This is a genomic window from Serratia sp. CY27727, from assembly GCF_052169275.1.
Taxonomy (GTDB): domain Bacteria; phylum Pseudomonadota; class Gammaproteobacteria; order Enterobacterales; family Enterobacteriaceae; genus Serratia; species Serratia sarumanii.
In genome coordinates, this window is sequence record NZ_JBJNLB010000009.1 from 44,559 (window position 1) to 59,561 (window position 15,003).

15 protein-coding genes are annotated in these 15,003 nt (G+C 61.9%); 2 read left to right on the plus strand and 13 right to left on the minus strand.

The features are described from left to right. Positions 1-11: 11 nt before the first annotated feature. Positions 12-1,415, plus strand: coding sequence for a siroheme synthase CysG (gene cysG / locus ACJ8HB_RS19345; protein WP_047570258.1), 1,404 nt, complete (start codon positions 12-14; stop codon positions 1,413-1,415). A gap of 51 nt (positions 1,416-1,466) precedes the next feature. Here cysG and trpS read toward each other — a convergent pair whose 3' ends face one another. From trpS to pilM, 12 genes are all read right to left on the minus strand, one after another. Continuing rightward, positions 1,467-2,474, minus strand: a complete 1,008-nt coding sequence (trpS, locus tag ACJ8HB_RS19350; protein WP_025304534.1) for a tryptophan--tRNA ligase — start codon at positions 2,472-2,474, stop codon at positions 1,467-1,469. A 2-nt stretch (positions 2,475-2,476) separates the two neighbouring features. After that, entirely contained in the window at positions 2,477-3,175 is a 699-nt protein-coding gene (locus ACJ8HB_RS19355; RefSeq protein WP_015379295.1) for a phosphoglycolate phosphatase, read from the minus strand. Beyond that, positions 3,168-3,845 carry a ribulose-phosphate 3-epimerase gene (gene rpe / locus ACJ8HB_RS19360; protein ID WP_004930320.1) on the minus strand — a complete coding sequence of 226 codons (678 nt, stop codon included), beginning with the start codon at positions 3,843-3,845 and terminating at the stop codon, positions 3,168-3,170. The genes ACJ8HB_RS19355 and rpe overlap by 8 nt, the downstream gene beginning before the upstream one ends. Positions 3,846-3,896: 51 nt before the next feature. After that, entirely contained in the window at positions 3,897-4,709 is an 813-nt protein-coding gene (gene dam / locus ACJ8HB_RS19365; protein ID WP_004930319.1) for an adenine-specific DNA-methyltransferase, read from the minus strand. 84 nt (positions 4,710-4,793) lie between these two features. Beyond that, positions 4,794-5,804: an SPOR domain-containing protein gene (locus ACJ8HB_RS19370; protein WP_033636298.1), complete on the minus strand. Its 1,011-nt coding sequence runs from the start codon at positions 5,802-5,804 to the stop codon at positions 4,794-4,796. A gap of 156 nt (positions 5,805-5,960) precedes the next feature. After that, positions 5,961-7,061, minus strand: coding sequence for a 3-dehydroquinate synthase (gene aroB / locus ACJ8HB_RS19375; RefSeq protein ID WP_033636299.1), 1,101 nt, complete (start codon positions 7,059-7,061; stop codon positions 5,961-5,963). 106 nt (positions 7,062-7,167) lie between these two features. Next, positions 7,168-7,689, minus strand: a complete 522-nt coding sequence (gene aroK, locus ACJ8HB_RS19380) for a shikimate kinase AroK (protein WP_004391482.1) — start codon at positions 7,687-7,689, stop codon at positions 7,168-7,170. A 349-nt stretch (positions 7,690-8,038) separates the two neighbouring features. Beyond that, complete coding sequence (gene hofQ, locus ACJ8HB_RS19385) at positions 8,039-9,283, minus strand: DNA uptake porin HofQ (protein WP_080298851.1); 1,245 nt, start codon at positions 9,281-9,283, stop codon at positions 8,039-8,041. Continuing rightward, complete coding sequence (locus ACJ8HB_RS19390) at positions 9,280-9,642, minus strand: HofP DNA utilization family protein (protein ID WP_047570249.1); 363 nt, start codon at positions 9,640-9,642, stop codon at positions 9,280-9,282. Before ACJ8HB_RS19390 ends, hofQ begins: the two co-directional genes overlap by 4 nt. Next, positions 9,635-10,129, minus strand: coding sequence for a hypothetical protein (locus ACJ8HB_RS19395; RefSeq protein ID WP_039569176.1), 495 nt, complete (start codon positions 10,127-10,129; stop codon positions 9,635-9,637). Before ACJ8HB_RS19395 ends, ACJ8HB_RS19390 begins: the two co-directional genes overlap by 8 nt. Then, the gene (locus tag ACJ8HB_RS19400) at positions 10,122-10,661 is read right to left on the minus strand and encodes a PilN domain-containing protein (protein WP_047570247.1); all 540 of its coding nucleotides are present in this window, start codon (positions 10,659-10,661) and stop codon (positions 10,122-10,124) included. The genes ACJ8HB_RS19395 and ACJ8HB_RS19400 overlap by 8 nt, the downstream gene beginning before the upstream one ends. Further along, entirely contained in the window at positions 10,661-11,494 is an 834-nt protein-coding gene (pilM, locus tag ACJ8HB_RS19405; protein WP_047570245.1) for a type IV pilus biogenesis protein PilM, read from the minus strand. The genes ACJ8HB_RS19400 and pilM overlap by 1 nt, the downstream gene beginning before the upstream one ends. Before the next feature lie 121 nt (positions 11,495-11,615). Here pilM and mrcA point away from each other — a divergent pair, with 121 nt between their 5' ends. Further along, the gene (gene mrcA, locus ACJ8HB_RS19410) at positions 11,616-14,174 is read left to right on the plus strand and encodes a peptidoglycan glycosyltransferase/peptidoglycan DD-transpeptidase MrcA (RefSeq protein WP_033654851.1); all 2,559 of its coding nucleotides are present in this window, start codon (positions 11,616-11,618) and stop codon (positions 14,172-14,174) included. A gap of 51 nt (positions 14,175-14,225) precedes the next feature. On the opposite strand, the gene nudE is transcribed toward mrcA, so the two are convergent. Next, the gene (gene nudE / locus ACJ8HB_RS19415; RefSeq protein ID WP_033636306.1) at positions 14,226-14,780 is read right to left on the minus strand and encodes an ADP compounds hydrolase NudE; all 555 of its coding nucleotides are present in this window, start codon (positions 14,778-14,780) and stop codon (positions 14,226-14,228) included. Positions 14,781-15,003 lie beyond the last annotated feature (223 nt).

Sequence of the window (15,003 nt, forward strand, 5' to 3'; positions counted from 1 at the left end):
GAGGAGTGCCGATGGACTACCTGCCGATTTTCTGCCAACTGCAACATAAAGCCTGCCTGCTGGTGGGCGGCGGCGAGATCGCCGAACGCAAGGCGCGCCTGCTGCTGGACGCCGGCGCGGCGCTGACCGTCAACGCCCTGGCATTCAGCCCACAGTTCCACCACTGGGCTGAAGAAGGCCTGCTGACGCTGGCCGAGGGCGAATTCAGCCCGGCCCTGCTGGCGGAAAAATGGCTGGTGATCGCCGCTACCGACCGGCTGGAAGTCAACGCACTGGTGTATCAGTGCGCCAACCAGCAGCGGGTGTTCTGCAACGTGGTGGACGATCCGAAACGCGCCAGCTTTATCATGCCGTCGATCATCGACCGTTCGCCGATCATGGTGGCGGTGTCCTCCGGCGGCAAAGCGCCGGTGCTGGCGCGGCTGCTGCGCGAGAAGCTGGAAGCGATGCTGCCGCAGCACCTCGGCAAGCTGGCCCAGCTGGGCGGCTCGCTGCGGCAGCGGGTAAAACAACGCTTCAGCAGCCTCGGCGCGCGCCGTCGCTTCTGGGAACGGTTATTCGCCCACGATCGGCTGGCGCAGTCGCTGGCCAACGACGACGCCGCGCTGGCCGAACGCCAGCTCGAGCAGCTGTTGAGCGAACGGCCGGAAGATCGCGGTGAAGTGGTGCTGGTGGGCGCCGGGCCGGGCGATGCCGGCTTGCTGACGCTGAAAGGGCTGCAGCAGATCCAGCAGGCCGACGTGGTGGTTTACGACCGGCTGGTCTCCGAAGAGATCATGACGCTGGTGCGCCGCGACGCCGAACGCATCTTCGTCGGCAAACGCGCCGGCCACCACTGCGTGCCGCAAGAGCAAATCAACCAAATCCTGCTGCAGCAGGCGCTGCAAGGCAAACGCGTGGTGCGCCTGAAGGGCGGCGATCCCTTTATCTTCGGCCGCGGCGGCGAAGAGCTGGAGACGCTGGCGGACGCCAACGTGCCGTTCTCGGTGGTGCCGGGCATTACCGCCGCCTCCGGCTGTTCCGCCTACAGCGGCATCCCGCTCACCCACCGCGACCATGCGCAGAGCGTGCGCCTGGTGACCGGCCACGCCAAGGCCGACGGCGGATTGGACTGGGCGACGCTGGCCGCCGGGCAGCAGACGCTGGTGTTCTATATGGGGCTAACGCAGGCAGCGGAGATCCAGCGCCAGCTGATCGCACACGGCTTGCCGGCCGCCACACCGGTAGCGCTGGTGGAAAACGGCACGTCCTGCCGCCAGCGGGTGATCGAAGGCGAGCTCGGCCAACTGGGCGCCTTGTCCCTGCTGGCCGCCAGCCCCAGCCTGATCATCGTCGGCAGCGTGGTCAGCCTGCGCAGCAAGCTCAATTGGTTCGCCAGCGAGGAACCGCCCGCCGGCCTGGCGCAAATGGCGTGATACCGACGTAAAAAAAGCGGCCTTTGGCCGCTTTTTCTATTCGCGCCGGCGTTACGCCTGCGGCGGTACGAAACCGACGGCCTGATAGACCTTCGCCAGGGTTTCCTGCGCGCGCGCGCGGGCCTTGGCGGCGCCGTCGCGCATCACCTGCTGCAGATAGGCTTCGTCGTTGCGGAAGCGATGGTAGCGCTCCTGCAGCTCACCCAGCATGCCGGAGACGGCTTCCGCCACCGCGCCTTTCAGGTGGCCGTACATCTGGCCTTCGAACTCGGCTTCCAGCTGCGCGATGCTCTTGCCGGTCACGCCGGCGAGGATATCCAGCAGGTTGGAGACGCCCGCCTTGTTGACCACGTCGTAACGCACGACAGGCGGCTCTTCCGAGTCGGTCATTGCGCGTTTGATCTTCTTGGTCACCGCTTTCGGATCTTCCAGCAGGCCGATCACGTTGTTGCGGTTGTCGTCCGACTTGGACATCTTCTTGGTCGGCTCCTGCAGCGACATGACGCGCGCGCCGGATTTAGGAATGAACGGCTCCGGCACTTTGAACACGTCGCCGTACAGCGCGTTAAAACGCTGGCCTACGTCGCGGCTCAGTTCCAGGTGCTGCTTCTGGTCTTCGCCCACCGGCACCTGATTGGTTTGATACAGCAGGATATCGGCCGCCATCAGCACCGGATAGCTGAACAGCCCGGCGTTGATGTTCTCCGCGTAGCGCGCGGATTTGTCCTTGAACTGCGTCATGCGGCTCAGTTCGCCGAAATAGGTGTAACAGTTCAGCACCCAGCTCAGCTGCGTGTGCTCAGGCACGTGCGACTGCACGAAGATGGTGCTTTTTTCCGGATCGATACCGCAGGCCAGGTACAGCGCCAGCGTATCCAGCGTGGCCTTGCGCAGCTTCTCGGCGTCCTGGCGCACGGTGATGGCATGCAGATCGACGATGCAGTAGATGCAGTCGTAGTCGTCCTGCATCTGCACCCACTGACGCAGCGCACCCATGTAGTTGCCGATGGTCAGTTCGCCGGACGGCTGCGCGCCGCTAAATACGATGGGCTTACTCATGTTTAAATTTCCTGATTCTCTAAAGATGACAGCCCAAGAGCGGGCAACAAATCGGCGAAGCGCTCCAACACCCGATCGGGGTGGCTCAGGGCGATCGATTCGCCGTAGTTATAACCGTAGGTAAAGCCGACGCTCGGGCAACCGGCACCCTGCGCGGCTTGAATATCGTTGCGGGAGTCGCCGACGAACAGCAGTTCATGCGCCCGCAGCCCAAGCTTGCCGAGCACCAGGTACAGCGGCGCCGGGTGCGGTTTCTTTTCCGTCACGTCGTCGCCGCCGATCACCAGCGAGAAATAGTCGCCAATGCCCAGCGCCGCCAGCAGCGGTGCCACGAACGGCGTCGGCTTGTTGGTCACCAATGCCATCGGGTAACCGTGCGCGGCCAGCCGGGCCAGCGTCTCTTGCACCTGCGGGAACAGGCGGCTGCCGCTGTCGACGGTCTGCGCGTAGAAATGGTCGAAGCGTTCACGCAGCCGGCTGCACTGCTCCGGCGTGCCTTCCGCTTCCGCCCAGCGCAGCGCGCGTTGCACCAGCACGTCGGCGCCGTTGCCGATCCAGGTGCCGACCCGTTCTTCACCCGCTTGCGGCAGGCCCGTCTCTTCCAGCGCCATATCGATGGCGGCCGCCAGACCCGGCGCGCTGTCGACCAGCGTGCCGTCCAGATCGAAGGCCAATGCGCGGATCGCGCCGAAATCAGCCATGGGTAACCTTTGCCAGCTCGCTGCGCATCTCGTCGATCACCTTGCGGTAGTCCGGCTGGCCAAAGATGGCGGAACCGGCGACGAACATATCGGCGCCCGCGGCGGCGATTTCGGCGATGTTGTCCACCTTCACGCCGCCGTCGACTTCCAGGCGGATATCGCGGCCGCTGTCGTCAATCAGCTTGCGCACCTGGCGCAGCTTGTCCAGAGTGCCGTGAATGAACGACTGGCCGCCGAAGCCCGGGTTAACCGACATCAGCAGGATCACGTCGATTTTATCCATCACGTAATCGAGGTAGCTCAGCGGCGTGGCCGGGTTGAACACCAGGCCGGCTTTACAGCCGTGCTCTTTGATCAGCTGAATGGTGCGATCGACATGCTCGGAAGCTTCGGGGTGGAAAGAGATATAAGACGCGCCGGCCTTGGCGAAATCAGGCACGATGCGATCCACCGGCTTGACCATCAGGTGCACGTCAATCGGCGCGGTAATGCCGTAGTTGCGCAGCGCTTCGCACACCATCGGGCCGATGGTCAGATTGGGCACGTAGTGGTTGTCCATCACGTCGAAGTGCACCACGTCGCCGCCTGCGGCCAGCACGTTGGCGGTATCTTCACCTAACCGGGCAAAATCTGCCGACAGAATGGACGGGGCAATCAAAAACTTTTTCATCCGCTTCTCCAAACGTAGGGTCGAGTTGTTATGCGCCGGGGTGCCCCCGGCTTAGCGATACAGCGCCAAAAGCTCGTTCACTTTGCTGCGGCCGAGAATGTTGCGGCTGATCGTGCGGCGCGCTTTCACCACATACAGCGCGGCATGCTGGTACCAGTCGCGCGTCAGCTCGGTATCGTGATTGGAGATCAATACCGGTACCTGGCTCTCTACCGAGAGCTGGTGCGCCAGATGCGCCAGGCTCTGCTGATCGGCGATGCTGAAGCTGTTGGTGTGGTAGGCGGTGAAATTCGCCGTCGCCGACAGCGGCGCATAAGGCGGATCGCAATACACCACGGCGCCGGCCACGGCCTTCGCCATGGTATCGCGGTAATGCTCGCAGACAAAAGTGGCATTGCGCGATTTTTCAGCAAACCAGTAGAGCTCTTCTTCCGGGAAGTACGGTTTCTTGTACCGGCCAAACGGCACGTTGAACTCGCCGCGCAGGTTATAGCGGCACAGGCCGTTATAGCAGTGGCGGTTCAGGTACAGGAACAGCAGCGCCCGGCGGTAAGGCTCGGTGCTAGTATTGAACTCTTCTCGCAGCAGGTAAAACTGATCCGAGTTATTGAATTCATCGGCGAAAAGCGTGCGGGCATCGCGCACGAAGTCATCCGTGCGCAGCTTAACGATGTTATACAGGTTGATAAGATCGCTATTGATGTCGGCGAGAATGTAGGCGTCGTAATCCGTATTCAGAAAGACGGATCCCGCACCCACGAAGGGCTCGATTAAGCAGTCTCCCGCCGGCAGATGGCGACGAATCTCATCTACCAGCGGGTATTTTCCACCAGCCCATTTTAAAAAAGCGCGGTTTTTCTTCATGCCGTCAATTAGCTACTTATACAATTCAGAGCGGCGGATTGTACTCTGTTTCAGACAGCACATCAGCGCACAAATTTAAATGATTTATTTTTTAAGATCTTGCTGCACTTGGTGTACAGGTCGGACCCACGGTTTTTTCGCCTGCACATCCGCCGGCAACGAAGCAATGGCGCGCTTCGCTTCTGCGGAAGACGCATAGTTGCCGCTTACCAGCACGTACCACGGTTTGCCGTCACGCTTGGTGGCGTACACCAGGTAGTTCTGCAGCTTCTGCTGTTTGGCGTAGGCGTTCAGCGTATCGGAACGCGAAGCGCTGCTCAGCTGCAAGGTATAGTGGCTGCCTGGCGCAGACTGCAGCGAACTGCCGCTGCTGGCGACCGCTCCCGCTTTCGCGGTGGAAGACGGCTTGGCCGGCGGCGTATACACCGTGGTCGGTGATTTATGCTGCGTCGCGCTCGGCTTGGCGGCGGTTTTCGCCGGCGTTTTATGCTGTTGCTGCGCGGTGCCCTGCACAGGGCGAGTCGTTTCGCGCGCCGCGGCGCCGCTCATCACCGTCGCCGGTGCGGTCGGCAGCGTCGAGGCTGCGCCGGTCATGCCCTGGGTCGCGGCATCCACCTGCCCTTGCTGCTGCGACAGCGCATCCGCCATGTTGCCAGGCAGATCGACGCGCTGCTGCGCACCGCCCTGCTGAGGCTGAGTTTGCGCTTCGGTCGGCGTGCCGGAGATCGGCGGAACGCTGACGTTCTGCGGTTGCTGCGGCTGAGTCGCGCTCACGCCGTTGTTGTCATGGGTATCCGTGGTGCCGCCCGGCACGCCGTTATTGGCGGTGGTCAGCGACGAAGAACCGGACAGGTTGATATCGCGGGCCGCGCCGTTTTGCGCGCCGCTATCCTGAGCCGCTTCATGCTTGGTCGGCGCCTTCAAGGCGGAACCGATGCCGATAATCAGCAGCAACAGCACCAAAATGCCGATGCCGATCATCAAATGCTGGCGCGAAACGGCGAAGCGCGGCGCGGCGGCCGGCTTGCGCGAACGCGTAGGACGACGATCGCTGCTATCAGGTCTGAGATCGTCTTCCGGTTTAAACTCGTCCATCTGAAACCCTCCAACTAGAGGCAAAAGCCCACCACCGTAGACCTACCGTGGCACGGGCAGATTAACCCGATGATGGCAAAGCGACACCCGTCGTGCTCTGCTCACTGTATTAATATAGATGCAAATGGCGGCTAAGCCACTGTTACTTAGTCCGATTTAATTACGCTGCTGCTCAGGCAGGCAGGCGGCGATCGACGCCAACACCAGCTCATGCCCTACGCCGCCGCGCACTTCCGCCGCACCTATCGCGGTCGGCAGCACCAGACGCAGTTCACCCGCCAGCACTTTCTTGTCGCGCAGCATGTGCGGCAGATAGGATTCCGGCGTCATTTCCTGCGGCCCGCAGACCGGCAAGCCGGCGCGCAGCAGCAGCGCTTTGATGCGTTCGATATCTTCAACCGAGAACTGGCCGAGACGGCGCGCGGTTTCCGCCGCCATCACCATGCCCGCAGCCACCGCTTCGCCGTGCAGCCATACGCCGTAGCCCATTTCGGCTTCGATGGCGTGGCCGTAAGTATGGCCCAGATTCAGCAAGGCGCGCAGGCCGCTTTCGCGTTCGTCGGCGGCCACGACCTCGGCCTTCAGCTCGCAGCAGCGGCGGATACAGTACGCCAACGCCTGCATATCCAGCGCCATCAGCGCATCGATGTTGTTTTCCAACCAGACGAAGAACTCGCGATCGAGGATGATCCCGTATTTGATGACTTCAGCCAGGCCGGAAGAGAGTTCACGCGTCGGCAACGTTTTCAGGCAATCCAGATCAACCACCACCGAAGCGGGTTGATAGAAAGCGCCGATCATATTTTTGCCGAGCGGGTGGTTGACGGCGGTTTTGCCGCCTACGGAGGAGTCCACCTGCGACAACAGCGTGGTGGGAACCTGAATGAAGCGCACGCCGCGTTGATAGCACGCGGCGGCGAAGCCGGTCAGATCGCCGACCACGCCCCCGCCGAGGGCGATCAGCGTGGTATCGCGCCCGTGCGGTTTTTCAAGCAGCGCCGAAAACACCTGCTCCAACACCGCCAGAGATTTGTACTGCTCACCATCGGGAAGGATCACCTGATCCACCACGACGCCCCCCTGCTCCAGCACCTGCCGGACACGCTCCAGATAAAGCGGCGCCAGGGTCTGGTTGGTGACCAACATCGCTTGCTCACCCGCCTTCAACGGCATAAAAGAAGCCGGATCGTTAAACAATCCGGCGGCGATGGTAATCGGGTAGCTGCGCTCCCCAAGCGTTACAGTAATTCTCTCCATGTCGCGCTCAGTTCTCTGTATGGTGCGGCGGTGGTTGATCCCCGCAACCGCGGGGAACACAAATCAGTTTTCCGCATTGGCCGACGGCGAACGCGAAAATCGGCAATCAGTTGCTTTCCAGCATGTTGATGATCTGGTTGGCAACCACTTTAGCGCTCTGATCGTCGGTGCGGATGGTGACATCGGCAATCTCTTCATACAACGGATTGCGCTCTTTCGCCAAGGCTTCCAGCACTTCACGCGGCGGAGAATCAACCTGCAGCAGCGGGCGTTTTTTATCACGCTGGGTACGAGCCAGCTGCTTCTCGATCGTGGTTTCCAGATAGACCACCACGCCGCGCGCGGACAGACGGTTGCGCGTTTCGCGCGACTTCACCGAACCGCCGCCGGTCGCCAACACAATCCCTTGTTTTTCCGTCAGTTCATTAATGACTTTTTCTTCACGATCGCGGAAACCTTCTTCCCCTTCCACGTCGAATACCCAGCCCACGTCAGCTCCGGTACGTCGCTCAATTTCTTGATCGGAGTCGAAGAACTCCATATTGAGTTGCTGAGCTAACTGACGGCCAATAGTGCTTTTGCCGGCACCCATAGGCCCAACCAGAAAGATATTGCGTTTCTCTGCCATGTTTTTCGGTATTACTAAGACAATTCGTTAATGTTAACCCGCCCCGCCAATCAAATCAGCGGCGGGACCTAAACTGAAACCTCATGAGCGATAGTGCGAGATCAGACGAAAAATTATCTCAACACTCTTGGTAGTTTGGCAACCGAATAAATCGCAATCCACGCCGCGGGAGGGAAACCATATGTTTTTAACGGCGTCTTGACGCTAACAAAAAACCTCGGTGCTCAATTCGGTAACCCTTGTAAGCTAAATCGGCCGCAGCGTCAAACGCAGATCCCCCCAAGGGGATAAAAAAGTGTATCTGCTCATCAACTTTAGGAGATTTGCCGTCCGGCCGACAGGCAGCCGCTTATCCCTTAATCAGGGTCGGCGTAATGAAGATCACCAGCTCGCGTTTTTTCTGTTGCGCGCCGCTTTGCCGGAACAAGCCCCCCAGCAGTGGTGCATCGCCCAATCCCGGCACCTTGTCCGCCGTCTTGCCGCTATGCCGTTGGAAAATACCACCGAGCACCAGGGTTTCGCCGTTTTTCACCGTGATCTGCGTCTTAATCTCCTGTTTATCGATGGTCAGCGCTTCCCCCGCGCCCCGGCTGATGGCGCGCCCCGGCATATTTTGGCTGATGTGCAGCGTCAGCGTGATGCGTCCGTCCGGCAACACCTTGGGCGTCACCTCCATGCCCAGCACCGCCTCTTTGAACTCGATCGCGGTCGCACCGCTGGCACCGCTCGACACTTCGTAAGGGATCTCGGTTCCCTGTTTGATACTGGCGGTTTGCAGATGCGCCGTCAGCAGGCGCGGGCTGGCGATGATCTCCACCTGATTCTCCTGCTCCAGCGCCGTCAGTTCGAGGCTTAGCAAACGCCCGCTGATGCGCGCCAGGTGGAAACCGGCGTTCACCGCGCTGCGCTCCAGCGGCAGGTTGACGCCGAGATTGCCCGGCCGCAGCGGCCGCGTCGGCCTGTCGTCGGGCGCCAATCCCCAACGCACGCCGAGTTCACGCAGGCTTTCGCTGTTGATGGTCACGATATGCGCCGCCAGCTGCACCTGTGCCAGCGGCGCGTCCATTTCCGTCACCCGTTTTTTTAACTGCGCCAGGATTGGCGCGGTGTCGCGCAGCAGCAGCGTATTGGTGCGCTTATCCGCCAGCACGCTGCCACGCTCGCTGAGCAAGGCGCCGCGTTGGGCATTGAGGCTTTCGGCAATCTCCGCCGCATCGCCGTTCTGTAACGTCAGGGTCAGGCTGTGCAGCGGTTGCCGCTGCGCCAGCGCTTCTCGCTGCTGTTTTTTTTCCTGCGCGTCCGGCTCCGGGGCGATCAGCATCACGCTCCCCTCCCGCGTCATCGTCAGCTTGCCCATACGCAGGGTCAGCGCCAGCGCCTGAGGCCAGGGCACATTCTCCAGCCGCAGCGTCAGGTTGCCGCTCACGCCGGGCGCGGCGATCAGGTTCATCTGCCGATAATCCGCCAGCGCCTGCAGGATGACCGTCACCGGCGCATCCTGAAACTCCAGGGAAACCCGCTGCTTATCCTGCGCCTGCGCGGCGCCGAGCGCCAGGCACCACAGCGCCACGCCCAATCCAGCGCGTCCTTTCATGGTTTGCCATCCTTGTTGTTGTCCATCATGAGCGAGATGTCGCTCTGGCTCGCCGGGCAATCCGGTTCGGTCGCCAGCGCCGTTAACGTCAGGCTGCGCGCCTGCACCTGCGTCACCTGCCAGCGCTCGGCCAGCACCCGCTGCTGCGGCTGCAGGCGTAGCCATTGCCCCGCCGGCGTCACCACCCAGCCATAGCGCAGCGCCGGGTGCCCGATGACGCCTTTCAGTCGCCAGCCCGCCGGCGATGCCTCCGTTTGGGCACAAGCAGGCAGCGGAGGCGGCGCAAACGGATCGCGCGGCTCAGCGCATAAGGCCCACGGCCATAGCAGCCACCACCAACGGCCAGGTCTTTTACTCATCGGCCTGCTCCTCGGCGGCATCCTGTAAAACCAACCGCGCCGTCATGCCCTGCGGCGGTGTCTCCACGCTCAGCTGCTGGAGGCGCAAATCGGCGGGCAGCGCCTCCAGCAGCACCAGCAAACCGGCGTAGTCAATGCGCAAGCTCAGCGTTTGCCGCGGCGGTTTTTCCTGCCGCTGCCAACGCAACAAGGCGCCCCCCGCTCGTTGCAGCACGCTCGCCAGATCGCCGGTGGCGATCGGCGCAAGCGGCGCCGCCGGGATAGCGGTTTGCGGCACCTCGTCCAGTTGGCGTTGCACCATGGCGATCTGTTGCAACAGGCGCTGTTGCCGCTCCGCCGCGCTTTCCCGCTGACGCCATTCGTCTTGCAGCATCCAGCCGCCGCCCAACAGCGCCAACGCGCCAATGCCCAGCCCTTGCGCCACCAGCAATAGCCAACCCGGCAAGCTCAGCCAGAAGCGCAGCCCGGATGACAAACGGCTATCCATCACGCCCCCAGCGCGCCGCCAGGTGAAAGGAGTACAGGCCGTCTTCGCGTTGCGCCACCTCCGCCAAACGCAGCCGTGGCAACGCAGGCATCCCCGCCAGCCGTCGTTCGAACTGCGTGATGGCCGCAGGAGAACGGCTCAATCCACGCAGCCGCAGGCCGTTCGCCGCATCGCTGTCCAGCGCCGTGAGCCACAGCGGGGGAGGAACGCTGGAGGACAATTGCTGCAGCAGCTGCAAATAACGCCGGTTATGTTGGGCGTTGCTCGCCTGCCGTTCGGCGCGGACGCTGTGCAACGCTCGTTGCGCCCGCTCTTGCTGCTGCTGGCGGACGAGCAACGTCAATGCCGCCAAATCTTCACCCTGCATCGCCAGCCGCGCCTGCCGCTGCGCCTGTTGATGCCGCAGCTGGCCGGCGATCAGGAACAGTGCCAGCAGCAGCGCCGTTACCTGCAACAGCAGCACGCCCAGCCAGAAATAGCCGCGCCGCCGCTCGCGGCGTTGTCGCCAGGGCAGAAAGTTGACCTGATACATCAGCGATCCTCCTCGCGCAGCGCCAGACCACCGGCCAACGCGAACGCCGAAGGATGCGCAGGCAACGGCGGACGCAGCTGCGTGAAGGCGCTGAGCGGCGACCAACCAAGGCAACCGGCGGGCAAGGCTCCCGCCAGCACGCCGCCGGCATAGACCGGCCGATCGTCGCCCACCGGCATCTGGGCTTGCAGCGCCCGCAGCGCCTGCGCGTCATCGTCGCCCGGCGCCAGACCAAAAGCGAACGCGCCGTCGGCCGGCGCCACCCACAGCCATTCTCGTTCGAGACGGTGCATCAGCCCCGCAGCGGGCGGCACGCCTGCCGCCGTCGCCATCATCCGCAGCGCACAGGGGGTGATATCGACCGCTTGCGGATGCAGGCCAGCCTGACGCAGACAATGCAGCCACTGCTGCAGCTCCTGCCGCCGCGCAGCGGTCAACAGCAGCGCCGCCTCATCCGCCGGCGCGGCGCGATAGTCGAGCACCAGCGTCTGGCCGTCGAGCGGGAACTGCTTCAAACCGTGGCCACCGATATAGTCGCTGCGTTCCGGCTCGCGCAGCCGCGCGTCCGGCTTCGTCATGCGCTGCTGCAACACGCGCTGCGCCGGCAGAGCAATGCGTAAGGAAATATGTCGCGGCAGCTGGACGCGCCATTGCCGCAGCGCCCGGACCAGGAATTCGGAAGGTTCCAGGCAGCCATCGCGCAAAACCGCCTGCGGCAGCGCCTGCTGCCACCAGTGGCGCAACTGCCAGCCGTTGCGGCGGCGTTGGGCCGCCACCGCCCGCACGCAGTCGATTTGTATATCCAGCCCTACCTGCCATGCTTGAGGGAACATGTTTCGCAAGCCTCCATAACATCAGATGATAAAAGAACATATCCATGTCGCAGGCTTGCCTTTATACTACCGCGCGGTTGTTTATAAACTGCCCAAATGACTTAGAAATGGGAAATCTCAGGTGAAGTTCGTAAAGTATTTTCTAATCCTTGCAGTATGTTGCATCGTGCTGGGAGCAGCCTCGATTTTTGGCTTGTACAAATATGTCGAGCCACAGCTGCCCGACGTCGCAACGCTGAAAGATGTGCGGCTGCAGATACCGATGCAGGTCTACAGCGCCGATGGCGAACTGATCGCCCAATACGGCGAGAAGCGCCGCATTCCGCTGAAACTGGATCAAATTCCGCCGGTGATGGTGCACGCATTCATCGCCACCGAAGACAGCCGCTTCTATGATCACCACGGCGTCGATCCGGTCGGCATCTTCCGCGCCGCCTCCATCGCGCTGGTCTCCGGCCACGCTTCACAGGGGGCCAGTACCATTACCCAACAGCTGGCGCGTAACTTCTTCTTAAGCCCGGAACGCACCCTGATGCGTAAAATCAAGGAAGCTTTCCTGGCGGTGCGCATCGAGCAGATGCTCACCAAAGATGAAATCCTTGAGCTGTATCTGAACAAGATCTATCTGGGTTACCGCGCCTACGGCGTGGGTGCCGCCGCGCAGGTCTATTTCGGCAAAGACGTCAGCCAGCTGACCCTGAGCGAAATGGCGACCATCGCCGGCCTGCCGAAAGCGCCGTCCACCTTCAACCCGCTCTATTCGCACGATCGCGCCGTTGCCCGTCGCAACGTGGTGCTGTCGCGCATGCTGGACGAACACTACATCACGCAGGCGCAGTACGATCAGGCGCGTTCTGAAGATCTGGTCGCCAATTACCATGCGCCGGAAATCAGCTTCTCCGCGCCGTATCTCTCCGAGATGGTGCGTCAAGAGATGATCAAGCGCTACGGTGAAAACGCCTATACCGACGGTTACAAGGTTTACACCACCGTCACCAAACGGCTGCAGCTGGCGGCGCAGGAGTCGGTGCGCAACAACGTGCTGGCCTATGACATGCGCCACGGCTATCGCGGCCCGTCCAACGTGTTGTGGAAAGTCGGCGAAGCGGCCTGGGATCGCAAACAGATTGTCGACTCGCTGAAAAACCTGCCGAACTACGGCCCGCTGGCGCCGGCGGTGATCACCGCCGCCAACCCGCAGGAAGCGACGGCGATGCTGGCCGACGGCAGCAGCATTGCCCTGCCGATGGCGACCATGCGCTGGGCGCGGCCATATCGCTCAGACACTCAGCAAGGCCCAACGCCGAAACGCGTCACCGACGTGGTACAGGCCGGCCAGCAGGTGTGGGTGCGCAAAGTGAACGACGCCTGGTGGCTGTCGCAGGTGCCGGACGTCAACTCGGCGCTGGTCTCGATCAACCCGAACGACGGCGCGGTGAAAGCGCTGGTCGGCGGTTTCGATTTCAACCAGAGCAAATTCAACCGCGTCACGCAGGCGCTGCGCCAGGTAGGTTCGAACATCAAACCGTTCCTGTACACCGCCGCGATGGATAAAGGCCTGACGCTGGCCACCATCCTGAACGACTTGCCGATCACCCGTTGGGATGCCGGCGCCGGCACCGACTGGCGGCCGAAGAACTCGCCGCCGACTTACGACGGCCCGATTCGTCTGCGGCAGGGGCTGGGGCAATCGAAGAACGTGGTGATGGTGCGCGCGATGCGCGCGATGGGCGTCGACTACGCGGCGGAATATCTGCAGCGCTTCGGCTTCCCGGCGCAGAATATCGTGCATACCGAATCGCTGGCGCTGGGTTCCGCCTCCTTCACCCCGATGCAGCTGGTGCGCGGCTACGCGGTGCTGGCGAACGGCGGTTACCTGGTCGATCCGTACTTCATCACCAAAATTGAAGATGACAACGGCAATACGGTGTTCGAAGCCAAACCGAAAGTGGTGTGCAGCAGTTGCAACCTGCCGGTGATCTACGGCGACACCCACCGCTCGGCGGTGCTGTCCGACGACAACATCGAAAACGTCGCCACCTCGCAGGAAGGCAACAACAGCACGGTGCCGATGCCGCAGCTGGAGCAGGTTACCCCGGCTCAGGTACAGCAGGACGGCGACCAACAGTATGCGCCGCACGTCATCAGCACACAGCTGGCCTTCCTGATCCACGACGCGCTGAACAGCAACATCTTCGGCGAACCGGGTTGGATGGGTACCGCCTGGCGCGCCGGGCGCGATCTGAAGCGTCATGACATCGGCGGCAAAACCGGTACCACCAACAGTTCCAAAGACGCCTGGTTCTCCGGCTATGGCCCGGATACCGTGACCTCGGTGTGGATCGGTTTCGACGATCACCGCCGCGATCTGGGCCGGTCGACGGTATCCGGCGCCATCCCGGATCAAATTTCCGGCGGCGAAGGCGGTGCCAAGAGCGCCCAGCCGGCGTGGGACGACTTCATGAAGACCGCGCTGGAAGGCATCCCGGAGCAAAAAGTCACGCCGCCGCCTGGCATCATCAGCGTCACCATCGACAAGAGCAGCGGCAAGCTCTCTGGCGGCGGCGGCGGCAGCCGTTCCGAGTACTTCATCGAAGGAACTCAGCCGACGGACTACCCATCGCGCGATACCGGCACCACGTTGACCGATCCGGGCGGTGAAAGCCACGAGCTGTTCTGATCGAAAAGGGCCAGAGAAATCTGGCCCTTTTTTTGTTCGGCGCGAAGCGTATCAGCGCGAAGCGCGCAAAAACGCCTCGGAGAGGAACAGCGCGCTGACGTTGCGCGCCTCACGGAAATCCGGTTCCGCCAGCAGCGCCATCATGTTGGCGATCGGCCAGCGCACCTGCGGCAGGGGCTCCGGCTCATCCCCTTCCAGGCTCTGCGGATAGAGATCGTGCGCCAGCACGATATTCATTTTGCTGGAAAAGTAGGATGGCGCCATCGTCAGCTTGCTGAGAAAATCAAAGCGCTTCGCGCCGAATCCCACCTCTTCCATCAGCTCGCGGTTGGCCGCCTCCAGCACGCCCTCACCGGGATCAATCAGCCCTTTCGGGAACCCCAGCTCATAGGATTCGGTGCCCACCGCATATTCGCGGATCAGCAGCAGATCATCGCCAATCACCGGCACGATCATTACCGCTTCGCGATCCGAAGGCCGCATGCGCTCATACACCCGCCGAACCCCGTTGCTGAATTCCAAATCGACCGACTCGACGTTGAACAAACGCGAACGCGCGACGGTTTCCACTTTCAGAATTTTAGGTTTTTGCAGGTGTTTATCCATGATTGCCTCAAAAAGGTTACCCAGACGGGGACGGGGCAACCGAAATAATGATTGGCGTAACGCACGGCTCGTAGGCGCTCAAACGCTGACCAAATTCGATCCTGATCACATTGTGCGTTAAGGGCAAGCTCCGCCGCAACGCGCATGAGCAGTAATTTACTTTCTTTTAACAAGCGTAGCCAGCGGCCGGCGATTTTCCGTACTGATTCAGCAAACAGCGTGC